General features: G+C 61.7%; 16 protein-coding genes, 1 tRNA gene and 2 pseudogenes. 10 read left to right on the top strand and 9 right to left on the bottom strand.

Annotated features, from left to right (window positions below):
- The first annotated feature begins 1 nt into the window (after window position 1).
- From glcF to yghX, 3 genes are all read left to right on the top strand, one after another.
- Entirely contained in the window at window positions 2–1,219 is a 1,218-nt protein-coding gene (gene glcF / locus GQ39_RS05450) for a glycolate oxidase subunit GlcF (RefSeq protein WP_047527959.1), read from the top strand.
- Window positions 1,220–1,237: 18 nt separating this feature from the next.
- Window positions 1,238–1,639 carry a heme-binding protein gene (locus tag GQ39_RS05445; RefSeq protein ID WP_047527958.1) on the top strand — a complete coding sequence of 134 codons (402 nt, stop codon included), beginning with the start codon at window positions 1,238–1,240 and terminating at the stop codon, window positions 1,637–1,639.
- 219 nt (window positions 1,640–1,858) lie between these two features.
- The gene (gene yghX, locus GQ39_RS05440; protein WP_047527957.1) at window positions 1,859–2,743 is read left to right on the top strand and encodes a YghX family hydrolase; all 885 of its coding nucleotides are present in this window, start codon (window positions 1,859–1,861) and stop codon (window positions 2,741–2,743) included.
- Between the two features lie 21 nt (window positions 2,744–2,764).
- Here yghX and GQ39_RS05435 read toward each other — a convergent pair whose 3' ends face one another.
- The 3 genes from GQ39_RS05435 to GQ39_RS05425 all read right to left on the bottom strand — a co-directional run bounded on the left by GQ39_RS05435 (window position 2,765) and on the right by GQ39_RS05425 (window position 4,991).
- Window positions 2,765–3,130, bottom strand: coding sequence for a hypothetical protein (locus GQ39_RS05435; RefSeq protein ID WP_047538467.1), 366 nt, complete (start codon window positions 3,128–3,130; stop codon window positions 2,765–2,767).
- Window positions 3,131–3,273: 143 nt separating this feature from the next.
- Window positions 3,274–3,927: a peroxiredoxin gene (locus GQ39_RS05430; RefSeq protein ID WP_047527956.1), complete on the bottom strand. Its 654-nt coding sequence runs from the start codon at window positions 3,925–3,927 to the stop codon at window positions 3,274–3,276.
- 119 nt (window positions 3,928–4,046) lie between these two features.
- Window positions 4,047–4,991 carry an aldo/keto reductase gene (locus tag GQ39_RS05425; protein ID WP_081997850.1) on the bottom strand — a complete coding sequence of 315 codons (945 nt, stop codon included), beginning with the start codon at window positions 4,989–4,991 and terminating at the stop codon, window positions 4,047–4,049.
- A 95-nt stretch (window positions 4,992–5,086) separates the two neighbouring features.
- Here GQ39_RS05425 and GQ39_RS05415 point away from each other — a divergent pair, with 95 nt between their 5' ends.
- Window positions 5,087–5,875: an alpha/beta hydrolase gene (locus tag GQ39_RS05415; RefSeq protein WP_047527953.1), complete on the top strand. Its 789-nt coding sequence runs from the start codon at window positions 5,087–5,089 to the stop codon at window positions 5,873–5,875.
- Window positions 5,876–6,145: 270 nt separating this feature from the next.
- Window positions 6,146–7,006, top strand: a complete 861-nt coding sequence (locus GQ39_RS05410) for a CAP domain-containing protein (RefSeq protein WP_047527952.1) — start codon at window positions 6,146–6,148, stop codon at window positions 7,004–7,006.
- 36 nt (window positions 7,007–7,042) lie between these two features.
- Here GQ39_RS05410 and GQ39_RS05405 read toward each other — a convergent pair whose 3' ends face one another.
- On the bottom strand, window positions 7,043–7,951 hold the full coding sequence (locus tag GQ39_RS05405; protein WP_047527951.1) for a glycine betaine ABC transporter substrate-binding protein: 909 nt from the start codon (window positions 7,949–7,951) through the stop codon (window positions 7,043–7,045).
- 252 nt (window positions 7,952–8,203) lie between these two features.
- Between GQ39_RS05405 and GQ39_RS05400 the strand changes: the two genes are divergently transcribed.
- On the top strand, window positions 8,204–10,240 hold the full coding sequence (locus GQ39_RS05400) for an NADH:flavin oxidoreductase (RefSeq protein WP_047538465.1): 2,037 nt from the start codon (window positions 8,204–8,206) through the stop codon (window positions 10,238–10,240).
- A gap of 63 nt (window positions 10,241–10,303) precedes the next feature.
- Here GQ39_RS05400 and GQ39_RS05395 read toward each other — a convergent pair whose 3' ends face one another.
- The 3 genes and pseudogenes from GQ39_RS05395 to GQ39_RS33170 form a co-directional block, all read right to left on the bottom strand.
- Window positions 10,304–11,080, bottom strand: a complete 777-nt coding sequence (locus tag GQ39_RS05395; protein WP_047527950.1) for a pyrroline-5-carboxylate reductase family protein — start codon at window positions 11,078–11,080, stop codon at window positions 10,304–10,306.
- On the bottom strand, window positions 11,070–11,777 hold the full coding sequence (locus tag GQ39_RS05390; RefSeq protein ID WP_047527947.1) for a TetR/AcrR family transcriptional regulator: 708 nt from the start codon (window positions 11,775–11,777) through the stop codon (window positions 11,070–11,072). The genes GQ39_RS05395 and GQ39_RS05390 overlap by 11 nt, the downstream gene beginning before the upstream one ends.
- Before the next feature lie 119 nt (window positions 11,778–11,896).
- Window positions 11,897–12,016 (bottom strand): annotated as a pseudogene (locus tag GQ39_RS33170) (glutamine cyclotransferase); the annotation flags it as partial.
- A 232-nt stretch (window positions 12,017–12,248) separates the two neighbouring features.
- Here GQ39_RS33170 and GQ39_RS05385 point away from each other — a divergent pair.
- Together GQ39_RS05385 and GQ39_RS05380 are read left to right on the top strand one after the other, a co-directional pair.
- Window positions 12,249–12,527, top strand: coding sequence for a Rho-binding antiterminator (locus tag GQ39_RS05385; protein ID WP_047527945.1), 279 nt, complete (start codon window positions 12,249–12,251; stop codon window positions 12,525–12,527).
- An 84-nt stretch (window positions 12,528–12,611) separates the two neighbouring features.
- A complete protein-coding gene (locus GQ39_RS05380) occupies window positions 12,612–13,430 on the top strand; it encodes a hypothetical protein (protein WP_047527943.1) in 819 nt (272 codons plus the stop codon).
- Window positions 13,431–13,516: 86 nt separating this feature from the next.
- On the opposite strand, the pseudogene GQ39_RS05375 reads toward GQ39_RS05380, so the two are convergent.
- A pseudogene (locus tag GQ39_RS05375) lies at window positions 13,517–14,654 on the bottom strand (polyamine ABC transporter substrate-binding protein).
- 351 nt (window positions 14,655–15,005) lie between these two features.
- A tRNA-Gln gene (locus tag GQ39_RS05370) sits at window positions 15,006–15,080 on the bottom strand.
- Window positions 15,081–15,415: 335 nt separating this feature from the next.
- Here GQ39_RS05370 and GQ39_RS05365 point away from each other — a divergent pair.
- Window positions 15,416–15,826 (top strand): (R)-mandelonitrile lyase, encoded by a 411-nt coding sequence (locus GQ39_RS05365; protein ID WP_047527942.1) that lies wholly within the window; start codon window positions 15,416–15,418, stop codon window positions 15,824–15,826.
- A 157-nt stretch (window positions 15,827–15,983) separates the two neighbouring features.
- Window positions 15,984–17,042, top strand: coding sequence for an alpha/beta fold hydrolase (locus tag GQ39_RS05360; RefSeq protein ID WP_047527941.1), 1,059 nt, complete (start codon window positions 15,984–15,986; stop codon window positions 17,040–17,042).
- Window positions 17,043–17,054: the final 12 nt, after the last annotated feature.

Here is a 17,054-nt window from a genome sequence, read left to right as displayed (position 1 = left end):
CATGCAGACCACATTGAGCGACAGCGCCCGCCAACTGCCCCGTGCCGAGGAAGCCGACAGTATCCTGCGCACCTGCGTGCACTGCGGCTTCTGCAATGCCACCTGCCCGACCTATCAACTGCTTGGCGATGAACTGGACGGTCCACGGGGGCGCATCTACCTGATCAAACAGGTGCTGGAGGGCAACGAGGTCACGCAAAAGACCCAACAACACCTGGATCGGTGCCTGTCGTGCCGCAACTGCGAAACCACCTGCCCGTCCGGCGTCGACTACCACAACCTGCTGGACATCGGCCGCGCGGTGGTCGACGCGGCGGTGCCGCGCCCGGTCGGCCAGCGCTTGCTGCGCGAAGGTTTGCGCACGCTGGTGCCGCATCCGGAGCTGTTCAAGGGACTGGTCAGCAGCGGCCAGGTGTTTCGCGCGCTGCTGCCCGGCACACTGCAAAGCAAGCTGCCGCGCAGCGCCCCGCCAGCCAAACCACGCCCCACCACTCGCCATGCGCGACAGGTGCTGATGCTCGAGGGCTGCGTACAGCCGGGGCTCTCGCCCAACACCAACGCGGCCGCCGCGCGGGTCCTGGACCGATTGGGGATCAGCGTCACGCCGAGCCGCGAGGCCGGGTGCTGCGGTGCCGTGGACTATCACCTGGACGCTCAGGCCGCGGGTCTGGACCGCGCCCGCCACAACATCGACGCCTGGTGGCCGAGCATCGAAAAAGGCGCCGAGGCCATCGTGCAAACCGCCAGCGGCTGCGGCGCCTTCATCAAGGACTATGGCCATCTGCTGCGCAGCGACCCGGCCTATGCCGAGAAGGCCAGAACCGTCAGCGCGCTGGCCAAGGACCTGATCGAAGTGTTGCGTGACGAACCCCTTGAGCAACTCGGCATACACAGTGCCCAGCGCCTGGCGTTCCATTGCCCGTGCACGTTGCAGCACGCGCAAAAACTCGGCGGTGCGGTGGAAGCGCTGCTGACACGCCTGGGTTTCAATTTGACGACCGTGCCCGACGGCCACTTGTGCTGCGGCTCGGCGGGCACGTACTCGCTGACCCAACCGGAACTGGCGCGGCAACTGCGCGACAACAAGATGAACGCACTGGAAAGCGGCTATCCCGAGGTGATCGTCACCGCCAATATCGGCTGTCAGTCGCACCTTGATGGCGCCGGTCGAACCCCGGTCCGGCACTGGATCGAACTGGTCGAAGCCGCCCTTCCTTAACGAGCCCTGGAGAACCCCATGAAAAGCAAAGCCGTGCTGAGTCAGGCCGAAGTCGGCCAGATCCTCGCCGCCGCCCGGCAGGAGGCGCAGAACAACCAGTGGCCGGTGACCATTGCCGTGGTCGATGACGGCGGCCATCCGCTGGCCCTCGAACGCCTTGATGGCGCCTCGCCCATCAGCGCCTACATCGCCACCGAAAAGGCCCGCACCTCGGCCTTGGGCCGGCGCGAATCCAAGGGCTATGAAGACATGGTCAACGGCGGGCGCCATGCCTTTCTGTCGGCGCCCTTGCTGACGTCCCTGGAAGGCGGCGTGCCGATCATCGTCGACGGCCAGGTGATTGGCGCGGTCGGGGTGTCCGGGGTCAAGGCCGAGCAGGATGCGCAAGTGGCGAAGGTCGGGGCGCGGTGCCTGAAATGAACACGCTACCTTCGCCGCGCACATTGTGGGAGCGGGCTTGCCCGCGATGATGGCGGCAAATCCGGCATCCACGTATCAGACATACCGCTATCGCGGGCAAGCCCGCTCCCACAGGGTTCGCGTCTCCTGCCATGGCCATGTTTTCCGCCTCATTAAGTTCGTGCCCGCCAGCAGGCCCCACCAGGATCGTGTTCAATTCGCCGAAAAGGAAGCGCATCGATGACCCGTCTCACCGCGAAAGACTTTGCCCCGCCATTGCTGGAGCTCTATGACTACTACGCCCACGGCCTGATCAATCGCCGCGAGTTTCTCGACCGGGCCGCGTTGTTCGCCCTGGGTGGTTTGACCGCCAGCGCGCTGCTGGCATCCTTGAGCCCCGATTACGCCCTTGCCGAGCAGGTCGAGTTCACCGATCCGGACATCCTTGCCGAATACATCACCTACCCCTCGCCCAAAGGCCATGGCCAGGTGCGAGGCTATCGGGTGCGCCCGACGAAAAACGCCGGCAAGGCTGGAAGCGTGGTGGTGGTGCATGAGAACCGCGGGCTCAATCCCTATATCGAGGATGTTGCGCGACGGCTGGCCAAGGCCGGTTTCGTTGCGCTTGCCCCGGATGGCTTGAGCTCGGTCGGCGGCTATCCCGGCAACGACGACAAGGGCCGCGAACTACAGGCAACGGTCGATCCGGAAAAGCTCATGAATGACTTTTTCGCCGCCGTCGAGTGGCTGATGAACCAGGCCGACAGCGGCAAAGTCGGCATTACCGGCTTCTGTTACGGCGGTGGTGTGGCCAATGCCGCGGCGGTGGCCTACCCGGAACTGGGCGCTGCGGTGTCGTTTTATGGCCGACAACCGGAACCCAAAGATGTCGTGCGGATCAAGGCACCTGTGATGCTGCACTACGGTGAACTGGATACGCGCATCAACGAAGGCTGGCCTGCCTACGAAAAGGCCTTGAAAGCCGCCGGCAAGACCTATGAAGCCTTCATCTACCCCGGCTGCAATCATGGTTTCCACAACGATTCCACGCCGCGTTACGACGAAGCGGCGGCCAAACTGGCCTGGGAACGCACACTGGGGTGGTTCCACCGCTATCTGGTCTAGGCGTTGTCGCAGCGATAAGGATTACGGGTAAGTCAAGGTCACCACGTAGTTGCCCGAGGTCAGCGCCCGGCCTTTGCCGTCCACCAAGGCGTACTGCTGACGGAGCGAGCCGCCCTCTTCCCTGCTTTCGCGGATCAGCTTGACCTGGGCGGTCGAACCGTCGATTGAGCGCACTGACTGTAGCGGCGGCACCTTGCGTGTACTGCCGTCCTGGCCGGTGGCCCTGGCAGGACAGCCGTGGAAGGCGAACCCTTCAGCCGACGTCGAAACCGGGCAAGGCGCCTCAACAATGGCGCCACGCAAAGCGATAACGCCTGGCGAGGCGAAACAGGTTCCACTCAGGCTGACCAGCAGCCCCATTGCGATAGAAATACGCAGACAGCTCATCTTCACGCTCCCTTCGAAAAAGCTCATGTCCTTGACGCTGTATCGACCGGATAGCGGATTTCTGAAGATCGTACTGAGGAAGGTCCTACCGACCATCGCTCACCCCGAAGACCTGCTTCGAGGTGACCGTTCTGTTGAGGCGGCTACTTCGGTTGCGCCACGGTGCGCAGATACGGCTTCAGGGTTTTGAAACCGTCGGGGTATTTCTTCTTCGCATCCTCGTCGGAGACCGATGTCGGGATGATCACGTCTTCACCCGGACGCCAGTTTACCGGGGTGGCCACGGTGTGTTTGGCATTGAGTTGCAGCGAGTCGAGCAGGCGCAGCACTTCGTCGAAATTGCGCCCGGCGCTCATCGGGTAGATCAGCATGGCCTTGACCTTCTTGTCCGGGCCGACAATGAACACTGACCGCACCGTGGCGTTGTCCACCGCCGTGCGCGAACCGCCACTGGCGTTCGGGTGGATCATGTCGTAGAGCTTGGCCACCACCAGGTTATCGTCACCGATCAGCGGATAGTTGACGGCAGTGCCCTGGGTTTCCTCGATATCACCGACCCACTTGTTGTGGTCGCTGACCGGGTCGATGCTCAGTCCGATGACCTTGGTGTTGCGCTTGTCGAATTCCGGCTTGAGCTTGGCCAGGTAGCCCAACTCGGTGGTGCAGACAGGGGTGAAATCCTTCGGATGGGAAAACAGGATGGCCCAGCCATTGCCAATCCATTGGTGGAAGTTGATCGTGCCTTCGGTGGTTTCGGCGGTGAAATCCGGTGCTTCGTCGCCAATGCGGATGGACATTTTCGAACTCCTTGCAGTGTTGGATGGAGAAGCCGTCAGAGGGCCGACTGCGGTTCCAACGGCATGGGGAAGACGGTTGACGCGAACAGTATAGGAGAGCTTCCAGGGGGCGCCGCCCGCTACTCCACCAGTGCTATCAACAGATAACGCTGCGCATCGGTGAGCATCGGACCAAAACCGGCTCCGGCATTTTCCGCCATGTAGCGCGGGTTGCCGGTACCGGGGATGACGCAGGTCACTGCCGAATGGGACAGCACGAATTTCAGCGCCAGTTGCGGCCAGCTCTTGGCCCCGACTTGGGCGGCCCAGCCAGGCAACGGTCTGCCTTTGAGACGCTCGAGCAGGCCCCCGCCACCGAACGGCCGATTGCAGATCACCGCCACGCCCCGTTCGCGACACAACGGCAAGATGCGCTTCTCGACGCCGCGATCGCCCAGCGCGTAGTTGATTTGCAAGAAATCCAGTGGCTCGGTTTTCAGAACGGCCTCCACTTCGTCATACGCCGACGGGGTGTAATGGGTGATACCGATGTAACGAATACGCCCTTGTTCCTTCCAGTGCCGCAACGTCGGCAAGTGAATTTGCCAATCCAGCAGGTTGTGAATTTGCATCAGGTCGATGCAATCGGTCTGCAATAACGTAAACGACCGCTCCATCTGCGCAATGCCCTCTTCGCGGCCACGGGTCCACACCTTGGTCGCCAGAAATGCCGGGGACCGTGGCTCGTGGATCGACAGCAATTCGCCGGTCGTCTGCTCCGCACGACCGTACATCGGCGAGCTGTCGATCAGCGTCCCGCCCTTCTCGAACAGCGCGCGCAGCACCGCGGGCAATTGCTTGTAGGCGGCATCGGCGGGGGCCACGTCAAAGCCGCGATAAGTGCCCAACCCAACGATAGGCAATGGTTCGGCGCTGGACGGAATGGCGCGGGTCTGCATGGTCTTGCCTCCTGTTGCGGTCGACGGCGCTGATGGCGCGGCGGCCGGGCCGAACGTGAAGACCGCCGAGGCACCGGCAGCCAGCGTGAGTAGTTTCCGGCGGGTGAACCCCTCTGGATGCTGCATGAGCATGACCTCGGCAAACGGCCGGCGTGCCCCGCTGGCGATTGACTACACTCTGGCAGCGATCCAGCGTAGCCGTGTTCACCCCCGAGCCATCAATGCCGTCCACTAACGTTAGTCGAATGTCACGCAACCTGATGCTGCTTATCGTCGTCCTGGCCGCCTTGTATCTGACGCTCTGCGGGGCGCTGTATGTGTTTCAGCGCGCGCTGATCTACTACCCGCAACCCCGCGCTATCGGGACCAGTGGGACATTGCTCACGTTGCCCGTCGACGACGCGCAGCTCCAGGTTTCCGTCAGGCCCCACGACGGCCCCAACGCCCTGATCTATTTTGGTGGAAACGCCGAGGATGTTTCGCGCAACCTGCCAGAGTTCAGCCAGGCTTTCCCCGACTACGCCCTGTATTTGCTGCACTACCGAGGCTACGGCGGCAGCACTGGCTCGCCCTCGGAAGAGGCCATTGCCCGCGACGCCCTGGCCTTGTTCGACACCGTGCATGCCACGCATGGGCATGTCGCGGTGGTCGGACGCAGTCTCGGTTCGGGGGTGGCCGTGCGCCTGGCCAGCCAACGCCCGGCGGCACGCTTGGTGTTGATCACGCCTTACAACAGCCTTGAGGGCCTCGCCGCCCGGCAGTTCCGCTGGTTTCCGGTGAAGTGGCTGCTCAAGGACAAATTCGAGTCCTGGCGCTATGCCGCACGCATCACGGTGCCGACGCGGCTGATCGCGGCCGAGCATGACGAAGTGGTGCCAGGCTCAAGCACGCGGCTGCTGTACAGCCATTTCGCCCGGGGCGTGGCGTCGCTGCAGGTGATTGCAGGCACGGGACACAACTCGATCAGCGACAGCCCGGAGTATCTGAAGGCGTTGGGGGATGGTTTGTAGTGACCGAAGGTTTAACGGCCGTTGATCCGGCGACCAGGACATCGTCGCGCATGACTGCGTGTTCCATCGTTTGGCCGCTACCGAACCCTGACACCCAGGCCGTCTGAGCCCCGTACAGGCAAAAAAACAACATCCGCTACGTCCGTCGGATGCTCCTCCCCATCCGCCAAAATGCCCGCCCGCCCCGTGAACCAAGTCCCGGGGCGCCAGTCTTAGAGCGGCGCCAAATCCACCCCTCATCGTTGTCATCTCATCAGAGCTGTCCGCACCATGCGCCAAACCGCCCTTGTCTTGCGCTTTTCTTCGCTGTGCCTGTTGACCTTGCTTCCCCTGATCGCCAGTCCCGCCCACGCCAGTGCCGAGCGAGAATTGGTGGAAGCGATCAACGATTATCGAGCCCACCCCCAGCGCTGTGAGCGACGTCCAGCTCAACGCCTGTCGCCACTGGCGCTGAAATCCAGCCTGGCCCTGCCCGTGGGCTACGGCGGTGGCTTGCGCGACCGGTTGAAATCCAATGGCTATCAAGCGGTGGCCGTGCGCTCCATCCGTGTGGTCGGTGCGCAGGATGCCGAAGAGGCGTTCGATCTGTTTCAGAGCGAGCATTGCTCGGCGCTGCTGGACAGCCAGTACGCCGACATCGGTGTGAGTCGCAGCCGCAGCGAATGGCAAGTGGTCATGGCGCAACCCGTGCTGGACCGTCAGTTGAACGATACGCGATCGGTCAGCAAAGCCTTGCTCGCGCAGGTCAATGCCGCCCGTGCAAAACCACGCCTCTGCGGGCGCCAGCGCTTTGCCGCCGCACGGCCACTGTCGTGGAATGCCAGCCTTGGCGCGGCGGCGCAAGGCCATAGCAAGGCCATGGCCTACGGTAACTACTTCGCCCATCAGGACCCCGATGGCGACATGCCCGCTGACCGGGCCAGGGCTGCGGGTTACCGTGGCCGGCAAATTGGCGAAAACATCGCCGCCGGCCAAGGCTCACCGAGCAAAGCCATGGCCGGCTGGCTGGCCAGTCCCGGGCATTGCGCCAACCTGATGAACCCGATGTTCACCCAGGTCGGCGCGGCCTATGCCACGGACGCGCGCAGTGACGAGGGGGTTTACTGGACGATGGTGTTTGGGACGCCGTAAAGGAGTGCGGAAGCCGGCGTGATGGCGAAAGCACCATCAAGGCTGCCGACTGCTGATCCTCTGCTCGCTGCCTTCGAACATCGCTTCGAAGCGCGGTTTGTTGGCGGCGTAGTAGTCGGCGACGACCTTGTCGGATGAACTCTGCCGCGACTGCATCATCAGCGCTTCCAGGTCGGCCCGGGGAATCGAGTAGTGGGCGAAGAAGTACGCCACCTCGGGATATTCCTGGCTGAAACCCTTGCGGGCCATGGCGTGGATCTGCTCGGCGCCACCGAAGATCTGCTTGGGGTCATCCAGGTAACGCAGCGACCACTTGGAGAACATCCAGTGCGGGCTCCAGGCATTGACCAACGACCATTTGTCCCGCTTGAGGTTGCGGTCCAGCTCGTTAAGCATGCCGGTTTCCGAGGACGCCACCAGTTTGTAGCCGTCGAGCTTGTATTCGTCGATGGCTTTGACCGTGAGCTTGTATTGGCCATTGCCCACCTCTGAGGTGAGGATCTTGCCGTCGAATTTCGCCCTGACTTCGGGCTTGTTCAAGTCCTCGACGCTTGCCACCTCGCTGACGGGGATCGAGGTGGGCACGGCCATGCCGATTCGCCCTTCGTAAAGCACACCGAGGTCTTCGAGCCTGTCCTTGTACTTGTCGTAGAAGGCCTTGTGGGTGCTCGGCAGCCAGACCATCGGGATCAGGTCGATATTGCCGTTGGCCAACGCCTGGAACTGGATGCCGATGTCGGCCATGACCAGTTTCACCGGCTGCTTGAGATGGTCCTCCAGGGCCGTGGTGGCCAGCTTCACGGTGATCTCGGTGTCCGACCAGTTGACCCAGCCAATACGCACCGGAGCAGGTTCCGCGGCTTGCGCCAGCGCAGCGCCGGCGGCGAGCGCAACACTGATCAATCCGGCACAGATGGTTTTTCGATACGGCGAATGAGCGTTCATCAAGCGTCTTCCTGTTTTGGTTGTTATTGGCAGGTTTGTCTTAATTTGAACGGCCTTACGGTCGTGAAAAATGCGGCCTTGCGCGGCAGGTCGGTGTGACCGATCCCTTGTCCTTGTGGGCCGATCTTAGCCACGACTTTTACCCCGCGCAAGCAAAATGTACATAGGTGTCATGAAGCATTGACACACCTGTACAGTTATCCTAATTTCAAGTCGCCGAGCCTGATGAAGCCCACCTTGGAGCGCACCACCATGTCCAGCGATCCCTTGCTGCAGCCGTACACGATCAAGCACCTGACCCTCAGAAACCGCATCATCACCACCTCCCACGAACCGGCCTATCCGGTGGACGGCATGCCCAAGGACTTGTATCGCGCCTATCACGTCGAACGTGCCAGGGCCGGTGTTGCCTTGACCATGACCGCCGGCTCCGCGGCGGTCTCGCGCGACAGCCCGCCGGTGTTCAACAACGTGCTGGCCTACAAGGACGAAGTAGTCGGATGGCTCAAGGACCTGACCGACGAGTGCCATGAACACGGCGCGGCGGTGATGATCCAGTTGACCCACCTGGGCCGGCGCACCCGCTGGGACAAGGCCGACTGGCTGCCCGTGGTGTCGCCTTCCCACCACCGCGAGGCGGCGCACCGCTCCTTCCCGAAAAAAATGGAAGACTGGGACATCGAGCGAATCATCAAGGACTACGTGGACGCGGCCGAACGTATGAAAGCGGCCGGTATGGATGGCCTGGAACTGCAGGCCTACGGGCATTTGATGGACCAGTTCTGGTCACCGCTGACCAACGAACTCGACGGCCCCTACGGCGGTTCGCTGGAAAACCGCATGCGTTTTACCTTCGAAATCCTGCGGGGCATTCGCCAGCGGGTGGGCGAAGACTTCCTGCTCGGCGTGCGTTACACCGGCGACGAGCAACTGCCGGGAGGCTTCAATGCCAGCGAAGGCTTGCAGGTTTCGCACCTGCTCAAGGACAGCGGACTGGTGGACTTCCTCAATGTGGTGCGCGGCCATATCGACACCGACGCTGGTTTGACCGATGTCATCCCGATCCAGGGCATGCGCAATTCACCGCACCTGGACTTCGCCGGGGAAATTCGCTCGGCCACCGGGTTTCCGACCTTCCATGCGGCGAAGATTCCGGACGTGGCCACTGCGCGCTATGCGATTGCCTCGGGCAAGGTCGACATGGTGGGCATGACCCGGGCGCACATGACCGACCCGCACATCGTGCGCAAGATCATCGAAAAACGTGAGGAAGACATTCGCCCCTGCGTCGGCGCCAACTACTGCCTGGATCGCATCTATCAGGGCGGCGCGGCCTATTGCATCCACAACCCGGCGACCGGCCGGGAAACCACCATGCCCCACGAGATTCCCAAGGCGGCGGTCAAGCGCAAAGTCCTGGTGATCGGCAGCGGCCCTGCGGGCCTGGAAGCGGCGCGGGTCGCGGGCGAGCGCGGGCATGAAGTGACAGTGCTGGAGGCCGCCGACCAACCCGGAGGGCAAATCCGCCTGACGGCCCTCAATGAGCGACGCCGGGAAATGATCGGCATCATCGATTGGCGCATGGCCCAGTGCGAGCGTCTGGGGGTCAAGTTCCACTTCAACACCTGGGCCGAAGCCGACACGGTATTGGCCCACGAGCCAGACGTGGTGATTGTCGCCACCGGCGGCCTGCCCCACACCGAGGTGCTGACCCAGGGCAACGAGCTGGTGGTGTCGACCTGGGACATCATTTCCGGTGACATCAAGCCCGGCCGCCACGTGTTGATCTTCGACGATGCCGGTGACCATGCCGCGTTGCAGGCGGCCGAAGTCATCGCCAAAAGTGGCGCGACCGTGGAGATCGTGACGCCTGACCGTTCGTTCGCGCCGGAAGTCATGGCCATGAACCTGGTGCCGTACATGCGCAGCCTGCAGGATCTGGACGTCACCTTCACCGTGACTTACCGCGTCGAGACGGTCGAGAAACGCGATGGTCGCCTGCTCGCGACTTTCGGCAGCGATTACGGCCAGGTGCACAAGCAGCGGATCGTCGATCAGGTGGTGATCAACCACGGCACCCTGCCCCTGGACGATCTGTACTTCGAGCTTCGCCCGCATTCGAGCAACGGCGGCGCGGTGGAACAGCACGACCTCATCGCCGGCAAGGCGCAAAACATCGTCACCCACCCCCAGGGGCAATTCCAGCTGTTCCGGATTGGTGACGCCGTGGCCGCGCGCAACACCCACGCGGCGATCTACGATGCGTTGCGGCTGGTGAAGGATCTCTGATCCTGCGATTCACTTGTGGCGAGGGAGCTTGCTCCCTCGCCACAGAACCGATATCGGAATTCGCTACATCCCCCGCCGCGCAACCTCCGCACCGGCCTGCAATGCGCGCCCGACGATGGCATCGATGCCCTGCTCGGTCATCGACTGCAAAGCCGCCGCCGTCACACCCCGGTAAGCCATCAGTGCCTCGATCATTTGCCCCGGATCACGACTGGCAAGCATCTGCCCGCCTCCGACCACCACGCCTCGGGCGGCACGTTGGGCAATGTCATGGGGAATACCCGCCGCCACCGCCTGACTGGCCAGCGCCTGATGCAGCAAGGCGGGAAACGCCGGCCCGGTGCCGGACAACGCGCTGAGGTAATCAATGCAGTCTTCGTTCGGCACTTCATCCGCCGTGCCGACGCATTCGAACAACTGCTGCAGCCACTGACGATCCCTGTCGCCAAGCTTGCCGCTGCTGTACCACGGGGTGTACGACTGCCTGATCTCCACGGCTGCATTCGGCATGGCCCGCACCACCGTCTGCGCACCGGTAGCGGCGCTGATGACGGCGGCCGGGATCCCGGCCATCAGGGAAATCACCTGTTTGCCGCTGGCGTCTATCCGCAGTTCACGAAACTGCTCCGGACGAATCGACAGCACCAGCACATCGCTGAGCGCCACCAACGGTTGGTTGTCGGCCAGCACCCGCACGTCCGGTCGCAACGTGCTGCGGCCCGAGCGGTTGGAAACCAACAGCCTGGCGGGCTCGATGAAACCGCTGTCGAGCAGCGCCTCGGCAATCGCGCGGCCCAGCCAGCCAGTGCCGCCAATGATGCCCAGGGTTCTATTGTTCATCGGCCGCCGGCTCCTCGAAAGTTGCAACCAGCGGACCGAACACACCGGGCTCTTTTTCCGCGTAACCGAACTTGCCAAAGAAACGATCCAGTTCACGCCGCTTCGGTGCCTTGCCGGTAAACACGGTGACGTACTGCGGGATGCGGCGAAAACGCACCACGATGTCCTCATTGGTTTTCATCGAGATGTAGCCGATCTGCGTCAGGTAGATCGTCCGGGCCCTCGCGTCGGCGGCCTCGGTTTCGTAGCCAAAACGACGGAACATCGCGGCCAGGGCATTGATGCGCGCCTCATCGGCCAAGGCAATTTCCGCAGCGACTTCAGCCGATTGCAGCGCCCAGCTGCGCACGGCGAATTCGAACTGCGAGTCAAACAGTTCGGGGTTCAACCAGCACTCGAAGACGTTGAGGATCGCCTCGCAAATGCTCTCGGCATAACCCTCGCACTGAGCAATCAGGCCGCCACTGTTCTTGTCCCGCCAACGGGCCAGCAGCGCCGCGAGCAACTGCTCGCGATCTTCGTAGAACCAATAAAAGCTGGTGCGCGACAAATTCAGGCGCTTGGCCAGCGGCATCACCCGCACCGCGTCGACACCGGACTCCTTCAATGCATCGTAGGCAGCGTCCAGCCAGCCATCGACGGAGCCCCGCCATCCTGCGTCCTGAGCCTTGGTTTTCACCTTTCCTGTCTGCGACATCTTGGCTGGCGCCTTTACCTGGGAGTTGCGCTCAACTGTACACCGCAGCAACCGTGGCGTACATGCGCTGTACATCGCCGTACATTTTCAAGACAGCGTGGCGCTGAGTACGGAGTAGACAGCCCCGACACGCCGACACCAGCCGGCATCTCCAGGCTTTCGAGGACCTCGCCGGAGTGCGGATCGATGCGGCGCAGTTCGCTCTCTTCGGCTTCCCAGGTGACATGCCACAGGTCGCCGCGAAACCGGGCACCGGCGCAGTCACCCGGAGTGAGTCTATTTCACGATCGCTCACCACAGCGCCCCCGATCAGGCACCGGGAAAACCTTGAGCCGGTGTCGGTTTGTCTTGCCGGGCACTCTTTACCAGGCAGGCTTTTTGGTACTTGTACCGACGATACCGCCGGCCGAGACAAGACTGACTCGCCCTGTCTATGCTCAATCGAACCGCAGCGTCGCCAGGAGAATCGACATGAATGAATACCAGCCCATGAGTTGCGACCTCTATGACTATCTGGAAATCGCTTGCATGCGTGGCTATCGACTGGACATCGAGTTGAAGGACGGCGCACGCCTGGTGGCCAAGGCGCTGACCACGCGCACCTCGAGCGAGAAGGAAGAGTTCATCCTCCTCGAGACGGATGACGGTCAACAGGAGATTCGCCTGGATCAACTGCTGGCCGTCACCCCCCTCGATGCCAATGCGCAGTTCGGACGAGTGGTGTTTTCCGAAGCCGTCTGCACGTTCTAGAGTTGAATCGCCGCAAGCGACAGGCGGTGGCTTCAGGCGGCCAAAAAGGCTTGTGCCAGGCTCCCGGAAAATTGCCAACAAGGAATGAATATGTCACGAGTACAACTCACGCTGTTCTGGACCTTGGTGGCCTCGACGCACAGCGGCTTGAGCCTGGCAGACGATTCGGCAGAGCTGGCCAAAAAGGCACTCAACCCGGTCGCGGCCATGTACAGCCTTCCCGTGCAATACAACTGGGATCAGAAGCTGGGCCCGACGGGCGATGGCATGCACAGTGTCACCAATATTCAGCCGGTGCTGCCCTTTAGTCTGAATGATGACTGGAACCTGATCTCGCGCACGATCCTGCCCGTCATCGACCAGCATGGCCTGGCACCCAATGGCGCGGCCGACCAGTCGGGTATCGGTGATGTGACCCAGAGCTTTTTCTTTTCGCCGAAGAAACCCACCGACAGCGGCTGGATACTCGGTGTAGGGCCTGCGCTGCTGATTCCCACCGGTAGCGACAAGCTGCTGAGCAGCAAGCAATGGGGCCTCGGGCCGACAGCCGTCGCGCTCAAACAGTCGAATGGCTGGACCCGTGGCATTCTCGCCAACCATATCTGGGGCCTGGAAGACAGTCCGCCGGATAACAAGGACAAGGTCAACCAGACCTTCCTCCAGCCCTTCCTTTCTTACACCACCCACACCTACACCACGTTCGGGGTGAACACCGAATCGACCTACGACTGGCAAACCCGGCAGTGGTCGGTACCGATCAACTTGACCGTCACTCAACTGCTGAGAATCGGCGGCCAGCCACTGACGATCCAGGCCGGGCCACGTTATTGGCTCGACAGTCCGGAAGACGGGGCTCAAGGCTGGGGCTTTCGCGCGGCGGTGACCTTGCTGTTTCCGCGCTGAACACACACCACACGTCACCTGACTCGAACGCCCCACGCCGGCAGGTAAATGTGGGAGCGCGCCGGCTCGCTCCCACCGTGGCTCGGCTACTTGTCCGACTTGATGCTGGTCCAGACCCGAGTGCGCACCCGTTCAAGCTTTTGCGGCAACGGCTGCACGACATACAAGGTTTTCAGGGCTTCGGGGGTGGGCGTCAGGTTGGGGTTGCCGGTGATGTCCTTGTTGATCAGGGCAATCGAATCTTTGTTGGCGTTCGGATAACCGAGGAAGTCACTGATGGGCGCGATGACTTTCGGCTCCAGCAAGGTGTTGAGAAATTCGTGGGCTTCCTCGACGTTCTTCGCGCTTTTAGGAATGGCGAAGGTATCGAACCAGATCGGCGCGCCCTCCTTCGGCAAGCGCCAATCGACGACCACGCCGTTGCCCGCCTCCTTGGCGCGATTGCCGAACTGATAGAAGCTGCCGGAGTAACCGATGGCCACGCAAATGTCGCCGTTGGCGATGTCGGTCATGTACTTGGCGGAGTTGAAGTAGGTGACGTAAGGCCGGATCTTCAACATGAGGGCCTTGGCTTTTTCGTAGTCGTCCGGGTTCTGGCTGTTCGGGTCCAGCCCCAGGTAATGCAGGGCCAGGGGCAGGATTTCCGACGGCGAGTCGAGCATCGCCACGCCGCAGGATTTCCGACGGCGAGTCGAGCATCGCCACGCCGCAGGATTTGAGTTTTTTCATGTTCTCGGGCTTGAACACCAGATCCCAGCTGTCCACCGGCGCGTTCTCACCCAACGCGGCCTTGACCTTGGCCGGGTTGAAACCAATCAGCACGGTGCCGTACATGTAGGGCACGCCGTACTGGTTGCCGGGGTCGTTCTTGTCCAACAGCTTGAGCAATGCCGGGTCCTGATGGCTCCAATTGGGCAGTTTGGACTTGTCCAGCTTCTGGAACACCCCGGCCTTGATCTGGGTTTCGATGAACTGGTTCGACGGTACCACCAGGTCGTACCCGGAGTTGCCGGTCAGCAGCTTGGCTTCCAGGGACTCGTTGGTGTCGAAGGTGTCCCAGGTCACTTTGATGCCAGACTTGTCGGCGAAGTCCTTGGGCACGGACGGCAGGATGTAGTCCGCCCAGTTGTACACCCTCAACTCGCGCTGTTCGGCGTGCACGGCGCTGGCCAGCAACGTCAGCCCACAAACCGTGGCGCCCAAAATGCGTTTCATAGTGTCCATGGATCAGTTCCCCAATGTCAGCTCTGGTTTTTATGTTTTGAGACGGCAGTGGCCCGCAAATAGCCAAGGGCAAGGAAGATCAAAGATTCTGGTTATGGATTCGAGGGGCGCCGGGTCGGCAGCCTGGCTCCGATTCTTGCTGACAGGCTGGACGCTTCATAGCGTGGCATTGGCCAAAAGGGGATCGTAATGGCCATTATCGGTGGCCGCAGGGAAACGAAGGATCGTCAGAGGAGGGTTTTGTCGCGGGCAAAAAAAACGCCAGACCGATTCGGACTGGCGTTTTTTCATGATCATCCTCAACCCGCGTCTTGGCTGCCGACTGAGTTGAACCTGGATGAGCAAGGAATATGGCAGGGGCGGCTGGATTCGAACCAACGCATGGCAGGATCAAAACCTGCTGCCTTACCGCTTGGCGACGCCCCTGTATCTGCAACTTAAAGGCCCGTGAGGCCCTGTGCGAGAGTGGGCGGAAATTTATCAACTTTCTTCGCAGCTGTGAAGCCCAAACAGAAAATATTTGTTTGAAAACAGCCAGTTATTATTAAACAAGGTTAAACGCAACACCCTCGACGGTGTTTTTTGCCTTTCCAGACAGAATGACCGGGTGCGCACGTTGCGCTCGCGCACAGGCAGGCGCAGATTGATACGGCTGTGCTGAATGCCCCCTTGGGTCGTCATCAAAGCGTCGACCACCCCTGCGGATGACTGAACCTGGGCGCACTGACCTCCTCCTGTTCATTTATCAATAGGACCCGATCATGATCCTCAAGCGCGTAGGTTCGCAGCCCTCGATAAAAGCCCCTGAAGCCTTCTTCACCGGCACCGTCCGCATGGACCCGCTCAACGCCCCTCCGTCACCCGCCCGGGTTTCCGTCGTCAGCGTCACCTTTGAACCCGGCGCACGCAGCGCCTGGCATACCCATCCGCTGGGGCAGACCCTGATTGTCACTGCCGGCTGCGGCTGGACCCAGTGCGAAGGCGAACCGATCGTGGAAATCCGTGCCGGTGATGTCATCTGGTGCCCGCCTGACCACAAGCACTGGCACGGCGCCAGCGCCACCACCGCAATGACCCACATCGGCGTCCAGGAAGCGCTGGACGGTGTGAGTGTGGTCTGGATGGAAAAAGTCACGGACGAGGAATACAACGTCGGCCCGCCCGCGCAATGATGTATCACAGTGTATCCGGGCGACATCGCGATACATCCGCTTGCATCTGGCCTGCCCACCGACACAGGCCAGATACATCGCCGCGCTCAAATGCAGGCAAGGTTTGAAGGGGATCAGCCAGAACCCCTGACCAACGGCTTGCAACGGAGACATCCCCATGACGATGGCATTGCGGAACCACGAAAACGGGAAAACCCGCCGTCACCTGGTCGGCGCCTCGCTCCTCGCCCTCAGCCTGTTCGGCGTGCTCGGCACGGCCCACGCGCAGTCGAACGCCGCCGCTCAGACCGAAACCGGTGCGACCTATACGACGCCCTCTCCGTTCGGCCCGCTCAAGCATGTCACCGCCGGGCTGCTGAATGTCGCGTATGCCGAAACGGGCCCGGCCAACGGACCGGTGGTGATTCTCCTGCACGGCTGGCCATACGACATTCACAGCTATGACGAGGTCGCCCCTTTGCTGGCCGCCAAGGGCTATCGCGTGCTGATGCCCTATGCGCGGGGTTATGGCGATACGCATTTCCTGTCCGATAAAACCCTGCGCAATGGTCAACCGGCCGCGCTGGCCAGCGACGTCATCGACTTCATGGATGCGCTGAAGATCAAGCAAGCCGTGCTCGGTGGCTATGATTGGGGCGCGCGCTCGGCGGACATCGTCTCGGCGCTGTGGCCGGAACGGGTCAAGGCGTTGGTGTCGGTCAGCGGTTATCTGATCGGTAACCAGGCAGCCGGCAAGAACCCGCTACCGCCCAAGGCTGAATTGCAGTGGTGGTACCAGTTTTACTTCGCCACTGATCGCGGCCGTGCCGGTTATGAGAAAAACACCCACGATTTCGCCAAGTTGATCTGGCAAACGGCTTCGCCGAAATGGGCGTTCGATGACGCCACGTTCGACCGCAGCGCCAAGGCGCTGGAAAACCCGGACCATGTCGACATCACCGTGTTCAACTACCGCTGGCGCCTGGGGCTGGTAAAGGGTGAATCCCGTTACGAAGCCCTGGAACAAAAACTGGCCACCGCGCCGTCCATCGGAGTGCCGACCATCACCCTGGAAGGCGATGCCAACGGCGCGCCCCACCCTGCCCCCGAGGATTACGCCAAGCGTTTTACCGGCAAGTACGAATTTCGCCTGATCAACGGCGGCATCGGCCACAACCTGCCGCAGGAAGATCCGCAAGCGTTCGCCAAGGCCGTGATCGATGCCGATCATCTTTGATGATCTATACCT

The organism is Pseudomonas sp. 11/12A (assembly GCF_000800055.1).
GTDB classification, from domain to species: Bacteria; Pseudomonadota; Gammaproteobacteria; order Pseudomonadales; family Pseudomonadaceae; genus Aquipseudomonas; species Aquipseudomonas mohnii.
This window is presented reverse-complemented; position numbering and strand designations above follow the sequence as displayed.

Excerpts from the sequence above, each read along its gene's own strand:
- glcF (WP_047527959.1), top strand. The coding sequence starts at position 2 with ATGCAGACCACATTGAGCGACAGCGCCCGCCAACTGCCCCGTGCCGAG.
- GQ39_RS05445 (WP_047527958.1), top strand. The coding sequence starts at position 1,238 with ATGAAAAGCAAAGCCGTGCTGAGTCAGGCCGAAGTCGGCCAGATCCTC.
- yghX (WP_047527957.1), top strand. The coding sequence starts at position 1,859 with ATGACCCGTCTCACCGCGAAAGACTTTGCCCCGCCATTGCTGGAGCTC.
- GQ39_RS05435 (WP_047538467.1), bottom strand. The coding sequence starts at position 3,130 with ATGAGCTGTCTGCGTATTTCTATCGCAATGGGGCTGCTGGTCAGCCTG.
- GQ39_RS05430 (WP_047527956.1), bottom strand. The coding sequence starts at position 3,927 with ATGTCCATCCGCATTGGCGACGAAGCACCGGATTTCACCGCCGAAACC.
- GQ39_RS05425 (WP_081997850.1), bottom strand. The coding sequence starts at position 4,991 with ATGCAGCATCCAGAGGGGTTCACCCGCCGGAAACTACTCACGCTGGCT.
- GQ39_RS05415 (WP_047527953.1), top strand. The coding sequence starts at position 5,087 with ATGCCGTCCACTAACGTTAGTCGAATGTCACGCAACCTGATGCTGCTT.
- GQ39_RS05410 (WP_047527952.1), top strand. The coding sequence starts at position 6,146 with ATGCGCCAAACCGCCCTTGTCTTGCGCTTTTCTTCGCTGTGCCTGTTG.
- GQ39_RS05405 (WP_047527951.1), bottom strand. The coding sequence starts at position 7,951 with ATGAACGCTCATTCGCCGTATCGAAAAACCATCTGTGCCGGATTGATC.
- GQ39_RS05400 (WP_047538465.1), top strand. The coding sequence starts at position 8,204 with ATGTCCAGCGATCCCTTGCTGCAGCCGTACACGATCAAGCACCTGACC.
- GQ39_RS05395 (WP_047527950.1), bottom strand. The coding sequence starts at position 11,080 with ATGAACAATAGAACCCTGGGCATCATTGGCGGCACTGGCTGGCTGGGC.
- GQ39_RS05390 (WP_047527947.1), bottom strand. The coding sequence starts at position 11,777 with ATGTCGCAGACAGGAAAGGTGAAAACCAAGGCTCAGGACGCAGGATGG.
- GQ39_RS05385 (WP_047527945.1), top strand. The coding sequence starts at position 12,249 with ATGAATGAATACCAGCCCATGAGTTGCGACCTCTATGACTATCTGGAA.
- GQ39_RS05380 (WP_047527943.1), top strand. The coding sequence starts at position 12,612 with ATGAATATGTCACGAGTACAACTCACGCTGTTCTGGACCTTGGTGGCC.
- GQ39_RS05365 (WP_047527942.1), top strand. The coding sequence starts at position 15,416 with ATGATCCTCAAGCGCGTAGGTTCGCAGCCCTCGATAAAAGCCCCTGAA.
- GQ39_RS05360 (WP_047527941.1), top strand. The coding sequence starts at position 15,984 with ATGACGATGGCATTGCGGAACCACGAAAACGGGAAAACCCGCCGTCAC.